Raw genomic sequence first — 26,003 nt, forward strand, 5'->3', positions numbered from 1 at the left:
TATATCTCTCCTTTTACTTATCAATCTTCATCTTTTTCAAAACTAATGCCTAGCTTAACGCCTAACAGGAATCTGAGATCAATAACCGTTTCCTTACCTACTTTGGCTTCACCGCCTATTCCGAACGCTGAGCCTCCTATGGTTCCTTTAATATTATAATCTGTAAACGGGATTGGGGTAAGTCCCGAAACTTCTCCTTCTACTACCGAGGCTTTTGCACCAAAACCAATCGAGTTGTTATCGACGCCTGCATAAGCATTTGCCTTTAATATTTCTCCTTTAGCACCTACTTTGTTAACAACTGCATAATCAGAGTATCTTTCATCTACTTTCACATCGGCACTAGCCGAATAAACAGTAGCACCTGCTTTTACTACAGGCAGAAGGCTCGTTCCACCTATGCTTGCTTCACCCTCTAATTTTCCAATATCTTGTGAAAATGAGCTATCTAGTATCTCCGTATCGTGTTTTATACTAGAATGAATTCCGGTTAGCGTACTGCTTCCACCAAGCTGGCTTTTTCCGCTTGTGAAATCATCCCAGCCTCCCCATTTGTTCTCCATTTTCCCTGCTCCAGCAGAAAATGTAAAGTCGCCAGTCTTGCTTGTGTTACCTGATAAATAATCTGTATCTTTCTCTATTCCTTTAGAAGCACTTGTAGATGGATAATAGGCAAGTCCTAAGAAATCATAGACTTGATTCTTATTTTGAATCATATTGTAAACACTACTTTGAGTAAAGCTTGCATACGTAGAGTCTAAAGAACTAGCTTTCCCTTTGATGCCTGTAACCATTAAATGATGAAGATAGGACGTGGTGACTTGATTAGGTGAGAAGTCTTTAACAGTAATTTGTCCAGATTTTATCTTTCCTTCAACCTCTACTACATATTGATTAAGAAAAGTCAGTTCACTTTTCAACTCGCTAATAGATGTTGCTTGCTCTGCATCCATCTCTTCTAGATCACGGACCACTTTCTTTACAAATTTCCTAGAGTCTTGAATCTGTTGATTAACGAAAGTATCGTCTAGTTGCTGGATGGAAACGATGGAAGAAATACTTGAGATCACTTGGTTAGCATCTGAAGTTATTTGTTCGATTTCGTTTTGGTTTTTTAAAAGTGGAGGTAAGATATCTCCTTCCAAAAAATCTTGTCGGACTTTACCCATGTCAGCAGGTTCAAACGCAGAGACAGCTTGTTTACAAGTATTGATCTTCTCATCAAAGCTACTAAAGTATTCTTGTAATCTTGTTATTAAAGGGAGGTGACAGGATGAAAAGTAAGATTTAATTGCATCTGCACCTTTTCCTGTAAAGGAAGATTCTAGATGTACAAGAGCGTTTATCGCTCGTTGTATTTCATTTAAGGATTCTTTCTTTTCATGATTACTTTTTTCAAGCTGATCCAGGTATGCATCTAGACTGGAAACATCTAGTACTTTCATTTTACGACTCCTTTACCCGATGAAATAGTTGATGACACCTCTGCATCTGTTTCGCGCATACTCTCAACCGCATTTTCGGACATAACAGCACTTTTCTGAAGCAAACTTACATAGTTCGTAAATAACTGTTCCATAAGCTGACTAACTTCTACAAGCTCATCCATAGTCTCAAGAGAGTTCTTTCCATCATCACGAACGTTGATGGAGGGCTTGAATCCCTGTATCGCTGTTCTGAATTGGTTTAATGAGTGTTCAACACTACCATATTGAATTTTAATTTCTTTCATATTCACCACTTCTTTTTATTTTAATTAATGAATCACTTCTGTAATTGTAATTGCATCGTTTGAAGTTGATTTTGCAAACTCTCAATCTCGTTCTGAAGCTGAGTGACCTTTAATGAGATCGATTGAAATACTTCAGAAAACTGTTCGCTCTCTAACTCTTTGAAGGCTATTTGAATCTCTTCTCTCCCATCTTCAAATTTACTCGCTAACTGCCCCATCCAGGTCTCAGCTTGTAAACTTGGCTTTAGAAGATTTGGTCCTAATTGACCAAGTTCTCCTTGATAACTCATTAGTTCACTGCTTGCCCTCTGTAACTTAAGAATTTGTTCCTGCTTCTCCCTGATCATGGAAGAATAATGATAACTGATTAGATTAAGATCCACTCCACAGTCTCCTTCCTCGTAACTAAATAACGTTTCAAATGAACTTTAAACACTCTATTTTAGGTCTATTACCATGTTAGAATAAGGAAAATAAAGGTTGAATCCCTCATTTGTACTAATTAACCTACTAATTTGTATGGATTTGGAAAATTAACATATAACTTATTTACCATTTTCTTATAAATGTTAAACCAATATGGCTACCTTTATAATAATTCCAATGGGTACTCCGTAGACGAATTAGGATGATGGGGTACTCGGGAAAGAAACTTAACTATTTAGAAGGGCAAAAGTTAAAAAAACACATGGCAAGAATTAGTTTGCCGTGTGGTTTTTATAAAATGATGCCTTGAATGTTTCAATTATTAAAAACAAAAACCCCGGCCACTAACACGCCGAGGTTCTACCAAAATCGCTTTATAAGATTTAACCAGCCGAAGATCGATAACCATAATGGAATGCAAAAAAGAAGTGCCCAAAACAAACCTACAAAGAAATCTCCTTTTCTTTCCATATCCCGCTCTCCTAACTATTACTAGATTTTAAATTCTAATAGTAGTTTTAACAGAATTGCTAGAGAACATACGCTTAGGATTACTAGAATAATTTCCTTAATAAGAGAAACAGGACAATCAAGACAATCCATACCGGAATAGATAATAACAGACCCCAAAGACATCCCTTTGCAAATGAAGGATTCTTGTTCATTGATAACACCTCTATGTTGATACTTGTACTTTCTTACATAATTCGTACGATATCATGATCTTATACTCATAGAGTGTATCGTCAATTATACGTTCTTGTTTTAACGTATTCGGGATGTGAGAGAAAAATACCCCTTCTCGCTATGAAGAAGGGGTAGAATTAGAGATATTCTTTTTTCTTACCGTGTTTAACCGTTAGATCCACGTTCCACTTTCTCACAAAACTTAATATACGTGGGTGGACCAAGTTTAGACGTGCGGTGTACTTCTCCCAAGTGGCTAGTAATATGATGGCAATAAGAGCTACTTGTGGAGAATACAGGACATAATCAAAAACACCCGTCAGCAAGATAATCGGTAATGACAGCAAAAAAGTATCAAGGTGTTTTTTACTCGCTACATTAGATAGATACAGCGAAAGCATCTTGTAAACATGAATCGAGATTACAATGAGCAATGCAACACCACCAAGGGATCCGTATTCTGTGAATATACCGATAACCATATTGTGAGCGTGCGGTATATTATCATGGTAAAGATTCATATATTCTCGGTGGAATCCAATAGGTGTAATTCCAAATAATGAATGTTCCTGCCAGAGATGAATAGATCGTTCCCAAATGACCTTCCGCATATCAGCGGATGCGAAGAGCCTAGCTTTTCTTGGCATTAGTTCTAAGATAAAGTGAATATTTATCAGCATGATTGAGGTAAGGAACAACGCATATAAGCGATTCCATCTAAAAATAAAAAGCGTAAAGATGATGATTAATATTCCAAACCCTGCTTTTGATCCCGTTAAAAAAATCGCGTGAACCAACATGCCCACTACTGTTACTTGCAGTGCTAGCTTCTTATAAGAAGCACTTTTAATACTTTTCAAACACTCCCCAAGTAAAAATGAAAGGCCGAACAATAGGAGTGCGACTGACAGGTTAGGATTGTATGAAGCACCCATCAATCTTTCATAATCTTGTTGAATCTCAGTTTGTCCAATTAGGGCCGTACCTGTCAAATAGCTTACATACATATTTTTCATGAACATCTTTTGAACAGGATAAAGTGCATAAAAATAAAGTCCGCCCCAAATGGTAATCCACTTAATAGATGATAAAGTCTTTTGAACGTTGTTATTTTTCATTTTCACATACAAGCCCATATAAGAGAGGAGTAAAGCGGAAATCAAAAAGTAAGAATACTCCTTATTGAATAATGCCGAACCAATGGTTGAAAGAAATAAACTTCCCAGTAAAAAAAGTCCTGGCGTAATCTGAACCCTTCTTCCCTCTTTCAAAGTAATATGCAAATGGTAACATCCGTTTATTAATACGAGTAAAATACCTAAAGGAGGGAGAAAAAAACAAAGAAAGATGCTTATTTCGAAAAAATACTTACTAGAAAAACCGATAATAGATTTAGCCATATTCAACCTCTTCATCGTATAAGTTTCATTTCAAAATCGCATTAACTCATCATACTTGAAAAAGTCTAACGATATTGCACTTTTACGGAAACCAAACGATTTCTTCACGTTAGCTATATTTTCTTAACAATCTCTAGCAATTACATTAAAGAACATAAAAAAAGGGAGAGAATCTTCGTAGATTCTCTCCTCTTGCATTATGATTTATATCCGTTCTTATTCTTCTGCTGCCAGTTCCACGAGTCGCGAAGCATATCTTCCAACCCTTTTTCTGCGACCCAACCGAGCTCTTGTCTAGCTTTTGTCGGATCTGCATAACTGACTGCGATATCACCAGGACGGCGGTCGATCACTTCGTATGGAATATCAACACCATTCACTTTTTCAAACGTGTGAATCATATCCATGACGCTGTAGCCCTTGCCTGTTCCTAAGTTGTACGCGTCAACTCCCGGGTTTGTCAGCACTTTATCTAGAGCTTTCAAGTGGCCGCTCGCAAGATCTTCCACATGGATATAATCACGTACGCCCGTTCCGTCTTCTGTATCATAATCGTTACCGAACACACGAAGTTTATCGAGCTTACCTACAGCGACCTGCGTGATATAAGGCGTTAAGTTGTTTGGAATATCGCTCGGATCTTCCCCGATCAAGCCGCTCTCGTGCGCTCCAACTGGGTTGAAGTAACGAAGAAGAGCAATGCTCCACTCTTCATCAGAAGTGTGTAGATCTCTAAAGATCTGTTCTAACATCAACTTCGTCCAGCCATATGGATTTGTTGCGCCGAGTGGTGTGTCTTCCGTCAAAGGTACCGTCTCAGCTGTTCCATAAACAGTAGCAGAAGAACTAAACACAATCTTCTTCACATCGTTTTCTTTCATCACTTCACACAAAACTAGCGTGCTCGTAATGTTGTTATGATAGTAATAAAGAGGTTTTGCAACAGACTCTCCTACTGCTTTTAATCCAGCGAAATGGATAACGGCCTCAATGTTGTTTTCAGAGAAAACGTTTTGGACCTTTTCTTTGTCTAATAGGTCTATGTCGTAGCACTTGATCTCTTTTCCTGTAATCGTATGTAGTCGATTCAATACTTCTGGATCGCTATTTAAATAATTGTCGATAATAACGACTTCAAATCCGGATTGTATGAGTTGTACAACCGTGTGACTGCCGATGTACCCTGCTCCACCTGTGACTAAAATAGCCATTTCATTCCCTCCAATATATCTTTAAATGAGTCTCATTATGCGTAATCATGTCTTAAATTTTACTTTATCATAACGCTTCTATTATACAAAGAGAATCTATTAAACCGCTCTCAAGGTCGTCGTACAAAAAAAGTCTATCCTTGTATAGATAGACTTCGTAACGTAATGGTTTATTGTTATCGTTCACAAGCAATTAAGTCTTTATCACGATCACTTTTTTGGTTAGCTTCATAAAGAGCTTTCGAAACATATGGCTTATATTTTGTTTTTCCACCTTTGTTCTTAACATTAGAAGCTTTAGCTACTCCACCTTTATACGCTTTATTTAATTCCGTACAGTTTTTGTACGTTTTTGCTTTAGGTGCTGCAGCTTCAGTCGGGATGGTAATCATTCCAACAATCAGCCCAGAAGTTATCATAATGGGAAGCAACTTTTTCATAGTACTACACCTCCTAACATTTACCTATTTATGATAAACCATCCATTATTAGGGTGCAATAATATTTTTATTAGAAATGTCTATTTACTTCACGAATCGACTATACGGCTTCAATTCATCTATATATAGCAGATTAGACAAGCGATTCGGAGTAAAGTTTGATGCAAATCCTACATATAATTGTGCTTTATGCGGATGACGAATATCCGGGACACGAATCCCAAGACCTTCTGGCTCTCTAAATGAAAGATCTTGCCCTCCTGTAAATAACTCTCGATCCACCACTTCACCATTTTCAAGATTCACAACCGTAATATACGTGTTTCCGATCGGTGCAATAGATCCGTTCGAACCATATGCGTTGCCTTCAAGAAGATAGAGGAAACTGCCGTAGCTTGCAAACCCTTGAAATGTGCCTAGAGAGGGCTGCACCACATCCGCTACAGGTTCATACCTTCCTTCTTTTATATCATCTAACGAAAATACACCAAAATGAAAAACACCATTCACTCGATACCGCATGGTGAGCAGGTTGTTGGCTGAATCAATGTTTACCGTCGTTCGATCAGCTCCTTCTACCAAACGGTGTTTTTCTAAAGAAGCAGAATCAGGCGTTAGAATTGCACCATCTACAAATGGAAAACGCGACAGCTGTGTTCCCCATCCTTCTTTACCTTCTGCAACTGAATCCGTTTCGGACCAAATATAAGGAACACCATCTTCTGTTTCAATTCCCATTTGCACACCGTGCCCAAAGCCTTTTAAATACATATAACCGAGTTTGTTTCCGTATAGATCAAGTTTCGTTAACGTCAGATCGCCATTCAGACTGCGAGTAGCCCCACTGACCGGAGCATCTTCACCTGGCAGTTGGATGCCGCCTGCCATCAGCTGCATCACATACACATGCCCATTTACATCATCGAATCCAAAAGATTGTTGAACCGTTCCATTATGTAGAGCTTTATCCCGAAATAGTTCATGTGCGGGAGCCTCAAGATCAAAGACTTTTGAATGAGGAACGCTTTGTTTCGCACTTGCTGGAATGGATAGACTTAATGAAAGGGCCAACACTGTTATCATACCTACGCTTTTTTTAACAACGTTCGTTTTCCATGTATTCATAAGTAGTAGCCTCCTATTCGTTATAAATGCACTTCATTCTTGTTCATTTCCCTTTCAAGACGTGCCATTTTTCTACTCTCCATATGGTTTCCGAGCTTTGCTAACACGAGGGAGATAACAACAGCAAAACTAACAATGCCATAGAAGCCAGCCCCAATGCCAATTCCAACGCCACCAGCTAATAAAATCATAGCAGCTGATGTGAGACCTTTCACTTGAACGCCGTCTTTTATGATGACGCCACCGCCTAAGAACCCGAGACCAGCTACAATCTGCGCCGTCAATCGCATCGGGTCCATTCGGATCGTATCGCTCATCGTACTGAACTCATCGACACTATATATTGAGATCAACGTAATCAATGTACTCGCTACGCACACGTACATGTATGTTTTGATCCCAGCTGGCTTGCTCTTTGATTCTCTGTCCCAGCCGATCAAAAAGCCTAAGATAGCGCTGACTAAAACACGAAGATACATCTCATAATTCACTATAAAAGGAAAGGATATATGCAAGGTCGTCCTCCTTTAACTTTTGATCTCGTCTTTTTGTTTCTTTCGTTCTTCCAGGGCGGGTAACGGATTGTTACACGTTAAAACATTGATGCCTAATTCGAGAGCTTGAGACACTTGCTCTTTTGTATCCGGACAATAACACCAGCTTAAAATACCTAAATCCTTAAATTCCTCTACTAATTCGGTAGAAAGCAGCTTCATACTTATGCCCGCTGCCCACATTTTCGAATAGGTTCCGTTCGGTCCTGGTACAAAGTTGAACATCAATTCCCCCGGAAAGCCTTGTGTCCGAAGACCATAAACGTCATGAATATACGCAACGATATCTGCATCAAAACTCGTAAATACACATCGCGGTAGATAATCGTAATCCTTTAACGTTTGAATGGTTGCAGCCGCCACACGTTTAGCATCGGGACTCGGTTTGATCTCTACATTAAAAAGAACATCAGGATACAATTTCAACAACTCACAAAATTCCTCTAAAGTTGGAATCGTATGGAATTGTCCATCAGGGTCTACTCCTGCAGATAAACTTTTTAGCTCATTAAGGGTAAAATCACTAACTTTTCCTTTACCGTTCGTCGTTCGATCCACCGTATCATCGTGAATGACCATGAGTACGGAATCTTTTGAAAAGCGAAGGTCGAATTCGAGCATATCGACTCCAGCATCTAGCGCTTTTTGAAACGCGATGAGTGTATTCTCAGGGTACTTTGCCATAAATCCGCGATGGCCCGCGATAAAAAAGGTATCGGTGTTTTTTAGTTGCTCGATCATTTGTTTCATCCTTTCCTTTTAGGGTTATCATTGTTGTCTTTGCATGTGGCTGATTTCCGTTCTAGGTTGCTCGCTTTCCGCGGGGTGTGCGGTGAGCCTCTTAGCGCTATGCGCTATTAAGAGTCTCTCCTGTCCCACTAATCCCGCAGGAGTCTCGCACCTTCACTTCAATCAACTATCTAAGAAGGAAAATTTCTAAAAAATAGTAAGATAAAACAAAAAACCTAGAGTCATCAGTTAGACGTATTGAACTGACTGTTTTCTCTAGGCTTTTTGGTCATTGCATTAACTTTCGGAGAGGATTCTCTCTACTTCACCTTTGAATTGATTAAGGGTTGGTTCGATTTCTTCATCATCGTACATGATCGCTTCAATTGCTGAAAAGAACTCGTGCATCGTCTCTGGCCAAACGACACTCTTATTGTTGTCTACTGCATATTTTAACTGATCATATGCTGTTTTTTTGTTCGGCTCTTTTGCCCATAGATCTTGAATTTCTTTTGAATTCACCATTTTTTCTGTGAACGGAAGGTATCCTGTTTCAACGATAAACTGTTGTAACCCCTTCGGATCTTCCATCATGAAATCAATGAACTTCCAAGCCGCTTCTTTGTTTTCAGATCCTGCAAGCATCGCCACGTTTCCGCCACCTGTTGGCGTAGCATGAATTTTGTTTTTAGGTAGAAAAGCCGTTACATACTCAAAATCTGTATTCTGGCTGATGTCACCAATCACCCCAGTAGATTGGAACATTAGAGGCACTTTTCCAGCAGCGAACATTTGGTTTACGATGTTTCCTGAATCCTGTGCTGGCGGATAATAAAGAGCGCCTGTTTTCTGCATGTCTTTTAAATATTGAAACACTTTAACGCCAACATCATTCTTTTCAAATCCGATAGACGTTTTATCTTTGTTAAAATACGTTCCTTTTGATTGAGAGATCATAGCGATCGGGTACCACGTATCGTAAGGCATCGTAAGACCATAGCGTGTAACTTTGTCGCCTTCTTTAACAACAAGCGCATTTGCTACTTCGTTTAATTCATCCCACGTAGTAGGAACCTTTAAGCCTTTTTCATCTAGGATCGTTTTGTTCACGTGAAGAATTGGCGTTGAGCGGTTTAATGGCAATGAAACAAGCTTATCGTTAAATGTTGAATGTCCCATCAGACCTTTTGTAAAATCACCTTTTTTCAAGCCGCTTTCTTTTAGATAAGGTGTCATGTCTTCAAGCACTTCAGACTCTGCAAACTGTTGGACATATGAACGTTCAAGCATCGTAACATCAGGACCTGTACTTGCTGAAATCGATTGTTGAAGCTTAGTCGATGTTTCATCATAAGCTCCTTGGAAAGTACCGACTACCTTCACTTCATCCTGGCTATCATTGAATCGTTTAATCAACTGATCCATGAACTCACCGTTCTTACCGCCTAATGAATGCCAAAATTGAATCGTTGCCGTACCGCCTTCTTTGGACTTCGTGCCGCTCGTTTTCTCAGTTTCACCTTGGCAGCCCGCTAGCATCATAAACACCAATACAGCCATTGCACTTAATACGTACTTCAATTTCATAACATAACCCTCCCCATCTTTTATAAAACTTATTTGATACCTGAATACACAAAAGCTTTGACGATCTGTTTGGAGCATAATAAGTAAACGATTAGAATCGGAATAACCAATACCACGTTACCAGCCATAATAATGTGCCAGTTACTGATTCCTTCAGATTGCTTTAACATCGCAATACCAAGCGTTAACGGCCGAACTTCATTTGAATCTGTCATAACGAGTGGCCAGAAATAATCATTCCAGTGACTGACAAAACTGAAAAGTGCAATTGTAGCGAGTGCCGGCTTTGCCATCGGCGTCATGATTTTCCACATGATCTTAAATTCACTCGCATTATCGAGCCTCGCTGCTTCAATAATCTCCTCAGGAATCTGCATGAAATATTGTCGGAGCAAGAAGATTCCAAACGCGTTAGACATAAAAGGCAGAATCTGCGGAATCAATGTCTTGATCAATCCCCAATCTGCCATCATTAAGTAGATTGGGATAAAAGTTACCTGCCCTGGCATCATAAACGCGATTAACACGAGAGCAAAAAGTACGTTTTTCCCAAAGAACTCATATTTAGCGAACGCATAGGCGGCCGGAATCATCACAAGAAATTGAATGACGATGATCGACAGCGTAATGATGATTGAGTTCTTCGCATAAGTTGCAAACGGTCCTGACGTCATCGCCTCTACAAAATTGATCCATTGCGGTGAAGACGGGATCAATGTAGGCGGAACGCTGAGTGTCTCCTGAAACGTCTGAAGCGAGGTCGAGATCATCCATAGGAACGGAAAAATAAAGGCGAATAAGATGGCTGCTTTTAGCAAGAAATCTACCGACAACCAAACGTTATGTTTTTTCAAAACCTATGATCCCCCTTTCTATCTAGCTTTCTATGAACTTACTGATAATGAACTTTCTTCGACATCAAACGGAAATAGATAAACGTTAGTATACCGATAATGACCATCAACACGACCCCAGTAGCAGCCGCATAACCAATGTTTGTCGTTCTGAATCCATAAATATAGTAGACAAGCGTATTCGTTGCATTGTTCGGTCCACCACCTGTCATGATTCGAACCGTATCAAAGACTTTGAACGAGCCGATCGTCATGATGATCAAGATAAAGAACATTTGTGGTGAGATCAGCGGCAGTGTAATTCTGCGGAACACTCTGAATCTACTCGTGTTATCGAGTTCCGCCGCCTCATAGATATTTGGCGATATGCCTTGCAACGCTGCGACTAAAATGAGAACGTAATACCCGATGCCGTGCCAAACCGATACGATAATAATAGAAAAAAGTGCTGTTTTCGAGCTTTGCAGCCATTGTGATGTTGGAAGACCTAATTTCTCTAGAGCAAAATTTAGAAATCCTAGATTCGGTTCCATCAGCCATAGCCATACGAGTGAAACGGAAACGATTGAAATGATATGAGGGGTGAAGATTCCCGCTTGGATAATGTAATTCAAGCGTGTTTGTTTTTTGAGCCAAACCGCAAAAAACAAGGAGATGAGCATCGTCAGAACAACAACGCCACCCGTGTAGATCACGGTGTTCGTAAGCGACTTATAAAAATCAGGTCTGTTGAAAATTTGAATATAATTTTCAAAGCCAACATACCGACTCATCGCACTGTTCAATAAATTGTATTTGAAGAAGCTAAGGTAGACTAAATAGAGCATCGGATAGATCACAAACAAAAAGATACCAATCATGGCCGGACCGATCATGACATAAGGTCTACAGGTTTCCCAGAACGTCTTTTTCTTCATATCAATAACCTCTTAAAGCTTCAAGATACGAGGAATAACGTTCATGGTCTCTTCTGATTCGTGTCCCTTCTGAATCAAATAGATAGAGCTTATCTTCAGGGACCCCTATGTGTATCTTTTGGTTTACTTTGTAGAAGGCATAATTGCTTTTTAGCATGAACGCACTATCTTTGTACTTCATTTGGTAAAGCGTTTCGGAGCCAAGCATCTCACGAGTTGCGATCTCGCCTTCCATACTCAAATATTCACCAACCGGCGTATCAGATGTTTGCGCACTCTCTGGACGGAATCCAAACTTGACGCCATCCACACCGAGTTCTCCAATATTCATCGGCGGCGTTCCGATAAACTGAGCCACGAAGAGGTTGTTCGGTTCATGATAGATTTCTTCAGGTGCTGCCTCTTGCTGAATCAATCCGTTATTCATCAGCACGATTGTATCTGCCATCGACATGGCTTCCACCTGATCATGTGTTACATAAACAAAGGTAGTGCCTAACTTTTTATGCAGCTCGATCAGATCAAGTCGCATCTGCGCTCGTAGTTTGGCATCCAGGTTAGACAGTGGTTCATCCATCAGAAACACAGAAGGCTGCTTAACCATCGCACGAGCTAAAGCCACACGCTGACGCTGTCCGCCAGAAAGTGTAGAAGGCTTTCGGTCTAGATATTCCGTCAGACCAACAGCAGCACTGATGCTTTCTACCAACTTTCTTCGTTCTTCTTTTTTTACTTTGTTATTCTTAAGTCCAAATTCGATATTCTCTCTTACAGACATCGTCGGATAGATCGCATAGTTTTGAAAAACCATGGCCACTCCTCGTTTTCCAGGTGCCACCGCTGTAACATCATCTCCATTGATCAAGACAGCTCCTGAGCTCTGCGGCCCAATTCCAGCGATCATCCTTAACAATGTCGTCTTACCGCATCCTGACGGACCTACCAAAACGGTAAACGTTCCATCTTTGATTGTGAGGTTAAGATCTTTAATAATATCTTTTTTCTCGAACTCTTTCGTCACATTCACAAACTCAATAGATGCCATTGACGCTCCCCCTTTTGCAAACAACTTTCTCTGCTTAAACATTTACAAAATCTTAATAAAGCGCTTACAAATATAAAATGTCTTTACAAATGCGCTATAATGATTGTTTTTGTTGATTTATATTAAATTTAAAGAATATTTCCAAAAATGTCAATCACTTTTCGCTTGAAAATGTTTGTTTTTACATAAAGTTTACATTTAAGTGCTCATTAATGCTCATTTAGTTGCATTTAAGAGATGATGATTTCTACTCCACTTTCTTTGAACTGTTGAATCTGCGTATCTGAAGCTTCTTCACCTGTAATGAGTTTATCTACCTTATTGATTGGTGAAACCATGTGAAGAGAAACACCGCCTAGTTTCGTGTGATCGGTAACAACGATTACTTCACTTGCAGCGTTAATCATCTCCATCTTCGCTGGTACAAAAAGCTCTTCAAAATGAGTCAGTCCTTTTTTAGGATGAATCGCTGGCGTACCAATGAATGCTTTATGAACATGTAATTTTTTTAGTACATCGTTTGTAAACATACCGTTTAGCATAAAGCTCTCTGGATAAAGCACACCGCCTGTTACGATGACCTTGATCCCTTTTGAATCACGAAGCTCTGCGGCTATGTTGATATCATTCGTAACAACGGTAATATTCGTTTTGTTCGCGATATATTTTGCAATCTGAAACGTTGTCGTTCCAGAATCCAAGATAATGCTATCGCCTTCTTGAATCATTTCGGCTGCTTTTTCTCCAATGCGCTGTTTTTCCTCAACACGCTCGGTTGATCGTACTGTGAATGAAGGCTCTGAGTGAATGCCTTCTCCTAATATGACGCCGCCATGCGTACGTCTCAGATGACCTTCTCTCTCAATTTCTGAAAGATCTCTTCTGATCGTTGCTTCATGCACATTAAACTCCTCAGAAAGCTGTGTGACCGTTGCAATGTTTGTCCTTTTTACAAATTCAATAATCTTTGCTTTTCTTTCTGCTGCTAACATAACGTTCTCCCCTTACATACACCAATTGTTTGTTTCTGTTAGTTTACATGAAATTTATGTTTTTTTGTGTTTATTTAATAAAAAAGCTTTCCTTCAAGTGAAGAAAAGCAAGAATTGTATTTAGGAAGCTGACCAATCAAAATCTAAAATAATTTTTTCCCAATGTCTATGTTCGGAAGCTGATTTCATAGCCGTTTGAAAATCAGATAGGTTGTGGATCGGTGTATTACTTTTCGGTAGGATCGCTCTAAGTGTCTTTTGGTATTCTATATTCTCCATCGCTTTCATCACTGCATGATAATCTGCACTCGAACTGCGGCTGCTGCCATAAAGCGATAGCCCTTTTTCAAGAACATCTCTTGTATTAATTGGAACTCGATCTTCTGAAACACCCATCAAAATGATTGTTCCACCGCGTGCGGCAAGATCAATTCCTTGGTTGATCGCATGCTCACTAAAAGCGCCACCCGTACATTCTACAATGATATCTACCTTTTTAGAAGATTTAAAATCATAGTTTTGGACTAGTTTTCTTGAAGCAAACGTGAACTGTTTCAACTTCTCATCGATTGCACCAAATACCGTCAATCGCTCAGGGCCAAGATTATAGACATGGTGAATCATAGCAGCGGTCAAATATCCAACTGGACCATCTCCAAAAACCGCTACCGTCGTGTTCTGAGAAGATTCTAACTTCTGCTTAACGCGACTGAGCGCATGATAGGACACGGTACAAAGCTCTGACAGAACGGCAATTTCATTAGGAAGTGAGTCTGGGATAGGAATGGCGCATTCAGCTGGTAGAACTAAGCGATTTTGAGCGATTCCATCATAGCCGCTTCCCAAGAACACATTCTTCTCTCCATAATTGGCGATGAACTCTTGTTGCGAGTAGGAACTACACTCTTCAGGATGTCCCTTTTTAAGCAGATGCCCTGGAATATTAGGAACAATCACAACACGATCTCCAACGCTTACTGAGTTACTCTTACTTTCAACTACCCTTCCGATTCCCTCGTGCAATAGGGCCATAGGAAGTTTTTTAGTAAGTACTTCAGGCTTTCGCTGCCCCATAAAATAACGTAAGTCTGCATGACAGATGCTTGCAATCAGCGGTTCAACAACCACTTCACCTTCATTAATCGTTCGATTAACGGTAACCTCTTCCATCTGATAAGGACCTAATAAACGATACGTCCTTGAATGGATTGACTGTTCCTGCACAAATCATTCCCCCTCGTATGAAGACCATGTAGGCTTTAGCTTGTTCGTTTTCGCTCATTTAAAGTTCATTTATGCTCGTTAATGTAAATAATAGTCATACAGTGTGGGTCTGTCAAGAATTATTAAGCAGGATTGAGCAAAAGAGAGACATAAAAAACCCTTGAAAGTATTTTCATCTTTCAAGGGTTTAAACGGATAAAATGTTATATTTTAGGAACGTCAACCAGATCTCCTGGTGATTTATTGATGAGCACATCAGGCATGTTTGGATTGCTCTTCTTTAGTTTAAATTTTTGAATTTTTGTTAATTTTGGGTCAAAAGAAATAACTTGAGAGTCAAAATCTACCCATCTGCTAAATGAAACATTAATAATACCGTACCAAAATTACAAGCTGAATTCTTTAAACAAATATATTTGCAGCATACCAATGAAGAAATATAGAATCTTTGGTATAGTTCAAAATGACTCTTTATATCTTCTTAATCATTTACCTCTTCCTATTCAAGTATATTTAAAAATTCACTAAAATTTTCTGCCACATTATATGTAACAGGCTCAAATTCACCGGATTCTTCATGAGACCATACACAAACAGATGGATTATTTTTATCTGTTCTAAAATCTAAGCATACAAAGTCCCCCGCAAATACACTAGCTATCGGCAATACCTCTGCTCCTAATAAGTCCTCATTATCAGTTAACCTTTCGCCTATTTGTGAATATACAACATCTATGTCATAAATTCCTTTTGGATGATTCTCAATATCATCTAATATACACAAAAACCTTTCTATTGCATAATCACGGTTGTTACACTCAAATGTTGCTTCCTCAACCTCTGCACCATTATTTTCTTTTATAAATTCTAAGAAAGACTCAGGTAATGAAAGTCTCCAAAACTTTTCGTGATTTTTTATTATTTCCACTGAAGGCAATGGCCTTACTATAGTGTCCTGTTTTATTTTCATATTTTCTTCTCCTTTCATTACAAGCTATCTTGGAGCATCTGCCCACATTCCAGTAGATCTGCCACCATTATGGATAGTAATATTGTGTATTCCAAAAGGTACTAGCTCCATTTTACCTGGCACTTCAGTATGGTGCCATGTCATTCCTTCTGGTCTTCCTCCAATAATGTTATCTAGCCATTCAAATTGTGCCTCGTCAGACTTTAACCAGAGGCTTTTTGGTAAATATCTTGTATCTACCACAAGTCCAGCACTCTTAAAATCTGCAAAACCATACTTCAATCCATCTGCTTTAATAACATTTACATTTGGAATTTGGCCACCTGCAATTGCTTTCTCCTTTATTAATTTACGCTGCCGAGCAGTTAAGTACTCTCCACCATGAAAAGATTTATTCCAAGACCAAATTTTGTTTGTTTGGATTTTTTCACTGTATAGCCGAGCAAAATCATCAACAACATCATCAAAAGTTTTGGTACCTTCAATAAACTCATCAATATTTTTAAAGTTTACATTACCCTTATCTTTAACCTCTCTCACCTTAAAAGCCTGCAAAATTGCCTTTTCTTTTTTCATATTTTCTAAGTCGTTTGCGTTAAAACTATAACCTTCTGCAGTAACTATTCTCTCTTTCGCAAACAAAAGATTAAATCTCTCAAGATAATCAGTGGATTTCTTGTTCACTACATACGTGTGCTTCTTTACTTTCCCCATGCCTTTGGCCAGATCTACTTTTGACACTTTAGAGAGCTTATCAATCCCTTTTCCACCTAAGACGCTAACTCCAAGCTGGGTGCCCATATAGGAAAAGTAGTGCGCCCGGCTGCCCGCATCTCCGTGAATAACTTCTTCGTTAAATGATGTGGATAGTTGATCCCAAGCCGCACTTCCTGTTTTGATGGGGTGCTTTGCGGCATATTTTAATCCATCGAAAGTTTCTCCTGGGTTTTTCACCATATACACAAGACCGTCTACGGTATCATCAAGAGCGCTACCAGATCCACTCTGAACGTTATCCCAAATTTCTGTGAAAAAGCCTTTGTCTTCCTTTTTTATCGATTGTTGCTTCGTCATCTCTGAAAGGCTCTTCATCTCTTTTAGTCTTCGTTCACTTCTCTTATGCTCCACATAACCTGCTGCTTGCGTTTTTAGTTCGCTTTGCATCTGAAACACTGAGCTCGTCTTATAAGCTTCTGCGTTAAAGTATAGTGGAGAGATATTCTCGCCTTGACGCGTTGCGTTTATCATGGCTGAGTACAATTCGTTCACTTGCTCTACTAGGTTCTGTAACCCAAGATATTCTTGAGTGAGCTGCTGGTCGATTGCGTTAACCGCTTCAACGGTTCGCGTCCGTTTCTTTTCGGCTTGATCCATCTGCTCATCAAATGGATCTTTTGAGAAGACAGTCAATGATACAAGATCATTGATCCCATTAAATATGTTCTGTAGAGATTCCTGTTGATCAGCGACACTGTCTTTTGCTGATTTTAATCCTTGGCTAACATTTTCCTCGAGAAACGGAACTTGGACCAGTGTGTTTTCTGCCAAATTAGCATCTTCAGCATACCCTGGAATGCTTTTAAAAAACTCGATGTTCACATCAATGAACCGAAGCCATGCGTCTACGATAACACTTTGCGCTTGATAGAAGCCTTTGATCGCTTCTGCTCCATGTCCTTGAAATTGCCCGTCATCTACAATTTTACCAAACTCTTTTTTTAATCCAACAAACAGTTCTCGTAACCTCTCATAGTGTTGGGCTCGTTCTTTGGTTGCAGCTTTTAAAGTTGGTGCTTCATACACTTTGCTTCCCATATTCACCGTTGCCCTCTCTAAAGTTTTCATTCACAGCACAGTAACCGTTAAAATTTACCATTAAATCTTATACCCTAGTATTTGTAAATTAAACCGCACATTGTACTGTTTTTAGAGAGTTTGCCCTAGTAAGTCATTCCTAGAATTATCGCTAAAATAATAATAGGAGAACATGAATGTCCTCCTATCCTTACGATCGCGAATTATTTTAAAGTCAGTTGCTTTAACCGTTTCATTACATGAGGACGCTTGTAGCCAAACTCATCATGAATCTCTTTGTACAGTTCAAATAACGCCTCGTATTTTTCAACATGCTTTTGCTTTGGATAGTACGTCTTTAAAAAAGGTTGTTTCATAGATTGTACGACTTCCTCTAACTCCAATCCTCCTGCAGCGGCACCAAGTATGGCCGCGCCAATCCCTGAAGCATGATTAGTGGAAGACACATGGATCTCTCGGTTTAAAACATCTGCATAAATCTGCATGAGCAGTTCGTTCTTCTGTGGTAGCCCGCCGCACGCATAAACACGATCAATCGCAATTCCCCAAGACTCAAAATTATCAATGATAATCTTTGATCCAAATGCTGTAGCTTCAAGATAGGCACGATAAATATCCTCTGGTTTTGTTTGCAACGTCAGACCAATTAAAGTACCAGTTAAGTTAGAGTCAGACAAAACAGACCGATTTCCATTATGCCAGTCTAATGCAATCAAGCCAGTTTCTCCTGGTTCCTTCTGATTCGCAAGGGATTCCAGATATTTAAATAAAGATAAATTTTGTTTTTTCGCTTCTTCCACATATGAAGCTGGTGCTTGTTTTACGTACCATCCGAACAGATCACCTACTGCCGATTGACCCGCTTCTTAGGCATAGAAACCAGGAAGAATGCCCTCTTTCACTACCCCTGAGATGCCCGGCACTTGAATAAACTCCTCATTTAACGTCATATGACACGTTGATGTTCCCATCACCATCGTGAGTTGATTAGAACGTGATGCACCAACACCAAGGAGAGCAGAATGAGCATCAATGATCGAGACTCCAACAGGTAACCCTTGAGGTAAGCCTAATGAGTTTGCCATCTCCTCTGTTAGACAGCCCGCTCGTTGACCTACCTTGCCTACCTTTCCTTGTAACTTTGTATGTACCATCTGACCTAAAGTAGGATTTAATTCTTCAAAGAACTTTTGCGGAAAACCGTCTTCCTCACTCCAAAAAGCTTTGAAACCAAGCGAACAATTACTCCTCACCACTTTACCGGTCAGTTTTGCAACGATCCAATCTCCCGCTTCTAACATGTAGTCGGTAGCTTCATACACATCAGGTGCATGATTAATCGTCTCAAGACATTTTGGAATAAACCACTCTGTTGAGACTGTAAAACCGTACCTTCTCATCCATTCACTTTTTTCAGAGAGCGCTTTGTCCAACAACGCTTGCGCCTCTTCTTTTGGCCCATGATGCTTCCAAAGTTTTACCCACGCGTGAGGATTATTTTCATATTCTTTTAACGAACATAACGGGTCGAGATTTTTATTCACACAGATAAAAGTAGAAGAAGTAAAGTCAATTCCTATTCCTTTTACTTCATGGGGATGGATGTTAGCTTCTTTCAAAGCAGCAGAAATGCCATGATATAACACATCGAGATAATCTTGAGGATGCTGCAGGGCAAAATCAGGAGGAATCTGAACATGTTGGTCTGTTGGAAGGACATCAACCATGACCCCGTGTTTGTAGGGAACGGTACTTACGGCTTTTATGGTTCCAGTGTTAACTTCAACCACGAGCACTCGTCCAGACTCTGTGCCAAAATCAATACCTATTGAATAACCGGACATTTTATTCACCTCTTATGTAAGCGCTTTTTCATTATCATATAGAAAATTTAGGGGATTCTCAATATAAATGAGCAGAAGTGAGTAAATAAGGAACTATAATTTGCATAAATGAACATTTCAACGCCATTTTTGATAAATAAATTTGCAAATTACGAATGTATAAAATATAAAAAGCATTCCATTTGTGGAATGCTTAAAATACTATCTATCCTCTAGCTTCCCATTTTAACTCAGGGAACTTGGCTTTAAGCGTATGTAATTCTTCTAATCTCTCAATTATATAATTTTGTACACTTTCAATATGGTCAGGCTCAGATAAAAAATTTAGTAGTGAATGATCTACATAAACAATAAATTCATCCTTGTCATCCTCTGGACCTTCAAATGTCCATTGAGGATATTCAAGACAGAAGTTCTCAATCGCTTTTATTAGTTTGTCTTTGTTTCTGCAATTTGCTGATACTTCTAAGAAAACCGAAATATCAGGATACTCATCATCTGTAAACCAGAACCCGCAACCAACAAATTTCCAATCACTTTGGTCACTAAATAATACATATCTGTTATAATCTCTCAATTGCTTTGCTCTGTTAATCCATTGCATTGGCCTACCAAACAATAATTCAAATGAGTGCTTCAGCTTTCCTCCCAATGTATCGTCCAACATGGATTGTAGCTTGTATAGATTTTGCAATGCATTTATATCAACGGGGGAAAACTTTCTACTTTTGTTCAATTCATTAACCTCCATATATCTCATAACTTCTTCTATGTATAGATCTTCTTCAAATAACTGTAGCCAATCATATATTTGATACCATTGAATCTGATGAAATTGAGTTCCTAATGCGGAATATTCATTTTTTTCTTTAGGATCATATTTTTCAGTGACATATAGCAAATATGTAAAATAACCTTTTGAATGATGTATTTGAAGATGATCATAATAACGTTTTAACTGAAATCGACCTTCTCCACTACCTAATTTATTTTCCAAAAAGAAGATATGCTTACCTTTCTTATTCTCAAAAGTAATGACTAAGTCTGGTCTACTATCGGTTTCATGGTTAATCAATTTGTTATACGTCTTTTGAGTAGAAACTCTTATCTTATCTATTTCGTTAAAATCCTTATGCATGAATTTATGAATAAAACTGGTTAATATTTTTTTATTTTTAAAAATAGGCGCAACTAACTCCGTTAAATAGTCTTCTAATGGATTGGTGGTAGAATATTTCACTAAATCGTATAGTCTTTTAAATGTTGTCTGCATCTCTTTCACTCCTTACCGCAGTAAGTCTTCCAAGGTCATTGCCATATATCAGTCTTTTATTTCCATTGTATATTTTACCAGACGTGATAGTATAAAAGTAGGTATAATTTACATATAAAGGTATAAAAACATTAATTGTAGGTATATTTTACCGGTTTAGTCTGTTATCTGACAAAGTATCTTTATAACCTACAACAAGTTTGTGGGTTTTTATTTTCAACAAATCATATGAAAGGTGAAGCATTTACAATGAAAAAGATATTTATGACTTCCATGATGGTAATGGTTGTTCTAGTAACTGGGCTATCGCTCGCATATTTTTTGTTTTCAAAATTCCCACCTGGTCAAGCGCAACCTACAACAACTGAAGTAAAAACACAAACTATAACAAAAGAAGTTAAAGTCCCGGTAGAAGTTCCGACAAACGAAAAAGCAAATTTAAAATCTATTATTAAAGCTACCCAAGACAAAGTAGTGCAGATTGAAACATCTAACAGCCAAGGTTCGGGGTTTCTCTATAACAACAAAGGTGATATCGTTACGAATGCTCATGTCGTAGGGTATGAAGTGGATGTTACAATCCGGATGAGCAACCAACAAACGTACCAAGGCCAAGTTATCGGACGCAGTGACCATACGGATGTTGCCCTAATTCGAGTTCCAGAGCTAGCCCATACAACACCTCTAAAAGTTAAACAACAAAAATCAGAAACAGGTGACGACGTTGTTGCATTAGGAAGTCCCCTCGGACTACAGAACACCGTAACAGTTGGTATCATAAGTGGTTTAGACCGGTCTTTTCAATTAGATCCTTACTATTATGAAAATATGTATCAAATCACAGCACCAATTTCGCCTGGTAACAGCGGTGGTCCTATCGTTAGTGGTATAGACGGTTCAGTGCTTGGAATCAACTCTGTAAAGTATGTAAAAGAAAATAATATTGGCTTTAGTATTCCTATGTACTCTGTTCTTCCTACTCTACAAGAATGGTCGAGAAATCCGATGAAGCTTACTCCATACGAAGAAGACTATCAATACGACTACGAGGTTCCTGAATATGATGGTGACCTCTCAGAAGAATATGAAGAGTATAACGAAGAAGATTCCTATGAGGAGTATGGTTCAGCTGAGGATGCAGAAATATATGAAGAATATAGCGAAGAGCCTTACGAAGATGAGTATTATGGAGAAGGCTTTGATTCTTCTTTAGACTTAACATCTGAATATGCTGAAAGTATGGTCTATACCTACTATGATTATGTAAATGCTGGAGAATACAGCCTAGCTTACGATCTAATCGGTGGTAACTGGAAAGCATCCTCTCCTTCTTTAGAAGAGTTTACGGAAGGTTATGCTCAAACCCTGAGCACATATATCACCAATTCATATGTAACCGATAACGGAGACGGTACTTTCCAGGTTGAGATTACTTTAGAAGCCCAAGAGTATGTAAACGAGGGTGAGCAGACTTCCATTTATCAAGTGAGTTATATGGTTGGCATAGAGGATGATATGCCTAAATTGTTGAGTGGAGATGTAGTAGAATAATTACGTAATATGGAAAATAAAAAGCACTGCGGCCGCAGTGCTTTTACCTTTGTTAAACTTAGAAAATCGATTGCAAGAGTTACATCCACATGTTTAATTCTTTTTTTGTTTAATACTAACTGATAACTCGTCCCCAGCATGTTTTGATGTAAAATCTAAACTAACACGCAGTCTTCCCTCATCATCAGCACGGGTCTTCACAACTTTAGCATCCCGACCGCCCTTAATCTTCACCTGATATTTTCCGTTCGGCTTGAACCAAGGTGCTGTTTGAACATCTGCTTTTCCTGAACCCTGAAGTTTAAATCCTTTTTCCGTCACGTCAGATAATCTAGCAAACTCCATTTTATCTCGATCAAATTCAACATCCCAGCCGTAGACAGAAAAAGATGATTCAGCCGACTTATATTGAAAAGGAATCGGTGCTTCAGGTGGGTTATTAAAGATATCCATGAAACGCGGCAACGTTTGGTGCAGATCGCGCTGCCAATATCCCCACGTATGGGAACCTGGTCCGTAACTATCCCACACATGTGAAATGTTCAGTTTCTCTAACCGATCATGAAGACTCGTTGACATCACAAAGCAAGTCTCTTCAACCGGAGATTCCAAACCTCCATCCAACGGTCCGCCCGCTTCACCTGTTCCCGTGTGTATGGCGAGATTCACGCCTTCCAAGTTTTCTGCTAGGTCCCAAGGATTATGACTTCTCCAGATAATTTCGTTCGTTTCTCTGTCACCCCAAACGGTTCCAGGCGGCACTTTTTCTTGATTCTGAAATATCGTCTTCTCTAAAAACTCAGGATCTAGGTTTGTATCAAGTACACCTGAAAATGATGCTGCAGCTACAAAAAGATCAGGATGTCTTGCCGCGTATGACATCGCACCAAAGCCACCCATGGATAAGCCAGCTACCGCTCGTCCTTCTCTCGATCCTTTTGCACGATAATGCTGCTCCACCCAAGGAATGAGTTCTTTAATATGATACTTCTCCCACTGTGGTGGTCCATAGGCACCTCCGTTATACCAATCCGAATAACTCGCACCTCTCCCCGCATCCGGCATAACAACAATCAACGGCAGATCCTCTGTTATCTTTTCAATATCCGTCCTAGCTGTCCATGCTTTGTAGTCACCGCAGCAACCATGCAACAAATAAAGAACAGGATATGTTTGCTCTGATTCCTCATACCCTTTTGGCAAAATAACTCGCAGTGATGTCTGTTTTCCTAATGCCGGGCTATGGAGTGTAATGTCGTGAAGCCTCTCACTTAGCGGCGTGTCCGAAATCAGCTCCACTTGTGCATGAACCTGCCCGCTTGGATAAAGGGGAATGATTAACAGAAATACAAGTAAGCTTTTTAGTAGATTGCGAAACATGGTATCTCCTCCTCTTCTACTTAACTTAATTTTCCTTATATAAGAATAAGATTACAGACCACTAGTTGGATTTACAATGAGGCTAAGGGCTTTACATAAAAGAAGTGGTTCTAGGTATAATTTCCTTGCGATTTATCAGCCAACATTTTTCTCCATTAAAAAAATCCCTGTTTCCAGAGATTTTCTTTAGCTATTTATTTCTATTTTTATTCTTCGCGCTATAAATTCTGTAGATGCTCCCAATAGCTGCGATAACCAACACAATCACAAGGGAAAAAGTCGTTTTGACATAGATGTTATAACCTAGGGCGAGTATAAACGCTAAGAGAATGAATATGTTTAGCATGGATCTAGCCCCCTTCTCATAAGTTTCGGGATCTTTCCGACTTTCTATCATAGATATTTAAGAACGCTTATTCATAGAACGAATTAATTAAAAGCAGCACGGCCCATACGGTAAACGTACACCAGCAACCAATAGTAACATTCCTCTGCTTAATTTTTTCATTGTGCTTGAAGAACATTGATACTCTCCTCTCTAATTGTATTTATGAATATCCTTTATATGTAATCTTAAACATTTGTTTAAGATATTTTATGATTTGGTTATTTCAAAACCCAATCTTTCTGCAAGTTCTTTCGTCTCTTGTCTTTCTAGATCTGTTCCGCATTCTGCAAAAACGCTCTTCAAACGTTCTTTTGCAGCCTCTCTATCACCGCATTCATGATAAAGAACTGCTAGTACATGTGGATTCTCATGATATCCTTGTACTTCTCTTTTCTCGAGTCCCTGTATAACATCCTGTAAACTTTGAAACTGTTGAAAATATGGGATGATTATTTTCTCAATGTCTTGTTTAATTTGTTCTGTAAGATCATCTAAATTAGTGGTTGGAGTTAGCTTGTACCAAATATCTTCATGTTGATCCGATGTACTTTTGAGCTCGGATATTCTTAGCCTCATCACAGAATCCACTTCTAATGGAAATTTTGGCGGAACATACTGATAGTATGTTCCATATAAGCTTTCAACCGATATACCTGTATTAATCGTGAACGCTAGATTCTCACTAGTATTCCAACTAGAGGATTGAACGTTGATAGTCCACGAAAACTCCGAGAATGTACGTACAAAATTATTTCCTTTCTTTTTAAAGCGATGATTTTTTAACGTAGGAGCAATAATTTCCTTCACTATTTGTTTAAATACGTCTTTCATCTTCACCATAAATGTCTCCCTATTCAATGAAAACCTTTCATAAACCTGGTCCTCTGGGTCTTCTTACAGATTCTATTGGCCTTTTACAATTAGCCGTTAACTTCTTTTCCACACAAAAAAGAAAGCACGTGAACTGAATCGTCTTCGTGCTTTCTCCACTAAAATATAATCCATATGGTAACTGCAATTAATATGGTAAGCAGCCATAATGGCAATGATAATAAAATTCCCCATAAGATGACCTTTGCCATCTTCTTCTTAGTCATATAAATCCCTCTATCGTTTAAGTGATACTATCTATATATTTTCATACGCTGATTTTACTTGAAAGTTCCCTGAATTTCACTTTTTGTGTCTTATTTTTACATAAATCATTCCCTTCAACCTGCCTGTCTATCTATTGTAGAAAAGTGTTAATTGGGAAAATCGCTATGTTTGCTATTTCAACTCAGAATCTGTGATTATATTATCCATAAATCTAAACGAGGAAGAATTGATTGAACTATCTGCCTCTCTATCTTCAATTAATGATAGTAGCTTTCCAACTAAAGGCCAATAACTTATAACTTTTAAAAAAACTCTATCAAAAGTCTTCTTAACTGCAAAAAGCAGTAAAAAATTTATCTATTTTTTTGTAAAAACCACTTTATTTATTCCGTAAAAAAGTGAGGAAGAAAGGGATAACTAAAGTAGGGTTAAAAAAAAAGGAAATATGGAAATTCTCCATACTTCCTTACTTCTTGTCATTTAATTCTTATATTTGCTTATCTTTAATGGAACCGTAATAAAATACAGATCTACAGCATAATAGGTCACCCAGATTCCTATTCCTTGTGCAGCAAGCTCTTTATTCATTTGAGATAAATGTTCATTTACCTTTCTGATGCCGAAACGGCCTGGAAACCATGAGAATATAGCGGGTACCTTGTATTTTCTATTATATAATTTTTGCAAGAAGATAAATAAGCTTAAAAACAATAAGACTATGATGATACTTATCATTTCATCCATTTACTTATTCACCTCTT

Annotated in this window: 22 protein-coding genes and 1 pseudogene; 1 reads left to right on the forward strand and 22 read right to left on the reverse strand. The window is 38.7% G+C overall.

Features of this window, described 5'->3' with window-relative positions:
- Positions 1-20: 20 nt before the first annotated feature.
- From ABE65_RS18960 to ABE65_RS19050, 19 genes and pseudogenes are all read right to left on the reverse strand, one after another.
- Positions 21-1,445 (reverse strand): ribonuclease YeeF family protein, encoded by a 1,425-nt coding sequence (locus ABE65_RS18960; RefSeq protein ID WP_066398427.1) that lies wholly within the window; start codon positions 1,443-1,445, stop codon positions 21-23.
- Positions 1,442-1,732, reverse strand: coding sequence for a YwqI/YxiC family protein (locus ABE65_RS18965; protein ID WP_066398429.1), 291 nt, complete (start codon positions 1,730-1,732; stop codon positions 1,442-1,444). The genes ABE65_RS18960 and ABE65_RS18965 overlap by 4 nt, the downstream gene beginning before the upstream one ends.
- Before the next feature lie 32 nt (positions 1,733-1,764).
- On the reverse strand, positions 1,765-2,115 hold the full coding sequence (locus ABE65_RS18970) for a YwqH-like family protein (protein WP_066398432.1): 351 nt from the start codon (positions 2,113-2,115) through the stop codon (positions 1,765-1,767).
- An 867-nt stretch (positions 2,116-2,982) separates the two neighbouring features.
- Entirely contained in the window at positions 2,983-3,963 is a 981-nt protein-coding gene (locus ABE65_RS18975) for an O-antigen ligase family protein (protein WP_330998128.1), read from the reverse strand.
- Positions 3,964-4,442: 479 nt separating this feature from the next.
- Complete coding sequence (gene galE, locus ABE65_RS18980; protein WP_066398442.1) at positions 4,443-5,456, reverse strand: UDP-glucose 4-epimerase GalE; 1,014 nt, start codon at positions 5,454-5,456, stop codon at positions 4,443-4,445.
- A 176-nt stretch (positions 5,457-5,632) separates the two neighbouring features.
- Positions 5,633-5,875 carry an excalibur calcium-binding domain-containing protein gene (locus ABE65_RS18985; RefSeq protein WP_416202853.1) on the reverse strand — a complete coding sequence of 81 codons (243 nt, stop codon included), beginning with the start codon at positions 5,873-5,875 and terminating at the stop codon, positions 5,633-5,635.
- 105 nt (positions 5,876-5,980) lie between these two features.
- Entirely contained in the window at positions 5,981-7,021 is a 1,041-nt protein-coding gene (locus ABE65_RS18990) for a phage baseplate protein (RefSeq protein WP_066398452.1), read from the reverse strand.
- Positions 7,022-7,041: 20 nt separating this feature from the next.
- A complete protein-coding gene (locus tag ABE65_RS18995) occupies positions 7,042-7,500 on the reverse strand; it encodes an MgtC/SapB family protein (protein ID WP_066400377.1) in 459 nt (152 codons plus the stop codon).
- A gap of 48 nt (positions 7,501-7,548) precedes the next feature.
- Positions 7,549-8,316: a glycerophosphodiester phosphodiesterase family protein gene (locus ABE65_RS19000; RefSeq protein ID WP_066398456.1), complete on the reverse strand. Its 768-nt coding sequence runs from the start codon at positions 8,314-8,316 to the stop codon at positions 7,549-7,551.
- Between the two features lie 285 nt (positions 8,317-8,601).
- Positions 8,602-9,891 (reverse strand): ABC transporter substrate-binding protein, encoded by a 1,290-nt coding sequence (locus tag ABE65_RS19005; RefSeq protein ID WP_066398457.1) that lies wholly within the window; start codon positions 9,889-9,891, stop codon positions 8,602-8,604.
- Between the two features lie 29 nt (positions 9,892-9,920).
- Positions 9,921-10,661 carry a carbohydrate ABC transporter permease gene (locus ABE65_RS19010; protein ID WP_228116180.1) on the reverse strand — a complete coding sequence of 247 codons (741 nt, stop codon included), beginning with the start codon at positions 10,659-10,661 and terminating at the stop codon, positions 9,921-9,923.
- Between the two features lie 122 nt (positions 10,662-10,783).
- On the reverse strand, positions 10,784-11,662 hold the full coding sequence (locus ABE65_RS19015) for a carbohydrate ABC transporter permease (RefSeq protein WP_066398459.1): 879 nt from the start codon (positions 11,660-11,662) through the stop codon (positions 10,784-10,786).
- A gap of 1 nt (position 11,663) precedes the next feature.
- Complete coding sequence (locus tag ABE65_RS19020) at positions 11,664-12,707, reverse strand: ABC transporter ATP-binding protein (RefSeq protein ID WP_066398462.1); 1,044 nt, start codon at positions 12,705-12,707, stop codon at positions 11,664-11,666.
- A gap of 230 nt (positions 12,708-12,937) precedes the next feature.
- Positions 12,938-13,699 (reverse strand): DeoR/GlpR family DNA-binding transcription regulator, encoded by a 762-nt coding sequence (locus ABE65_RS19025; protein WP_066398465.1) that lies wholly within the window; start codon positions 13,697-13,699, stop codon positions 12,938-12,940.
- 120 nt (positions 13,700-13,819) lie between these two features.
- Complete coding sequence (locus ABE65_RS19030; protein WP_231887829.1) at positions 13,820-14,923, reverse strand: alcohol dehydrogenase catalytic domain-containing protein; 1,104 nt, start codon at positions 14,921-14,923, stop codon at positions 13,820-13,822.
- Positions 14,924-15,422: 499 nt separating this feature from the next.
- Positions 15,423-15,893 carry an SMI1/KNR4 family protein gene (locus ABE65_RS19035; RefSeq protein WP_066398467.1) on the reverse strand — a complete coding sequence of 157 codons (471 nt, stop codon included), beginning with the start codon at positions 15,891-15,893 and terminating at the stop codon, positions 15,423-15,425.
- Positions 15,894-15,917: 24 nt separating this feature from the next.
- The gene (locus ABE65_RS21625) at positions 15,918-17,708 is read right to left on the reverse strand and encodes a T7SS effector LXG polymorphic toxin (RefSeq protein WP_231887916.1); all 1,791 of its coding nucleotides are present in this window, start codon (positions 17,706-17,708) and stop codon (positions 15,918-15,920) included.
- Between the two features lie 203 nt (positions 17,709-17,911).
- Positions 17,912-19,552: pseudogene (locus ABE65_RS19045) on the reverse strand (ribulokinase).
- A 205-nt stretch (positions 19,553-19,757) separates the two neighbouring features.
- Positions 19,758-20,825, reverse strand: coding sequence for a PD-(D/E)XK nuclease family protein (locus tag ABE65_RS19050; protein ID WP_066398469.1), 1,068 nt, complete (start codon positions 20,823-20,825; stop codon positions 19,758-19,760).
- A gap of 249 nt (positions 20,826-21,074) precedes the next feature.
- On the opposite strand from ABE65_RS19050, the gene ABE65_RS19055 reads away from it, so the two are divergent.
- Positions 21,075-22,376 (forward strand): S1C family serine protease, encoded by a 1,302-nt coding sequence (locus ABE65_RS19055; protein WP_066398472.1) that lies wholly within the window; start codon positions 21,075-21,077, stop codon positions 22,374-22,376.
- A 93-nt stretch (positions 22,377-22,469) separates the two neighbouring features.
- On the opposite strand, the gene ABE65_RS19060 is transcribed toward ABE65_RS19055, so the two are convergent.
- The 3 genes from ABE65_RS19060 to ABE65_RS19070 all read right to left on the reverse strand — a co-directional run bounded on the left by ABE65_RS19060 (position 22,470) and on the right by ABE65_RS19070 (position 25,986).
- On the reverse strand, positions 22,470-23,756 hold the full coding sequence (locus tag ABE65_RS19060; protein WP_066398473.1) for an alpha/beta hydrolase: 1,287 nt from the start codon (positions 23,754-23,756) through the stop codon (positions 22,470-22,472).
- 595 nt (positions 23,757-24,351) lie between these two features.
- Positions 24,352-24,984, reverse strand: a complete 633-nt coding sequence (locus tag ABE65_RS19065; RefSeq protein ID WP_066398476.1) for a DUF4304 domain-containing protein — start codon at positions 24,982-24,984, stop codon at positions 24,352-24,354.
- Between the two features lie 738 nt (positions 24,985-25,722).
- The gene (locus ABE65_RS19070) at positions 25,723-25,986 is read right to left on the reverse strand and encodes a hypothetical protein (protein ID WP_156499209.1); all 264 of its coding nucleotides are present in this window, start codon (positions 25,984-25,986) and stop codon (positions 25,723-25,725) included.
- Positions 25,987-26,003: the final 17 nt, after the last annotated feature.

This window comes from Fictibacillus phosphorivorans, assembly GCF_001629705.1.
GTDB classification, from domain to species: domain Bacteria; phylum Bacillota; class Bacilli; order Bacillales; family Fictibacillaceae; genus Fictibacillus; species Fictibacillus phosphorivorans_A.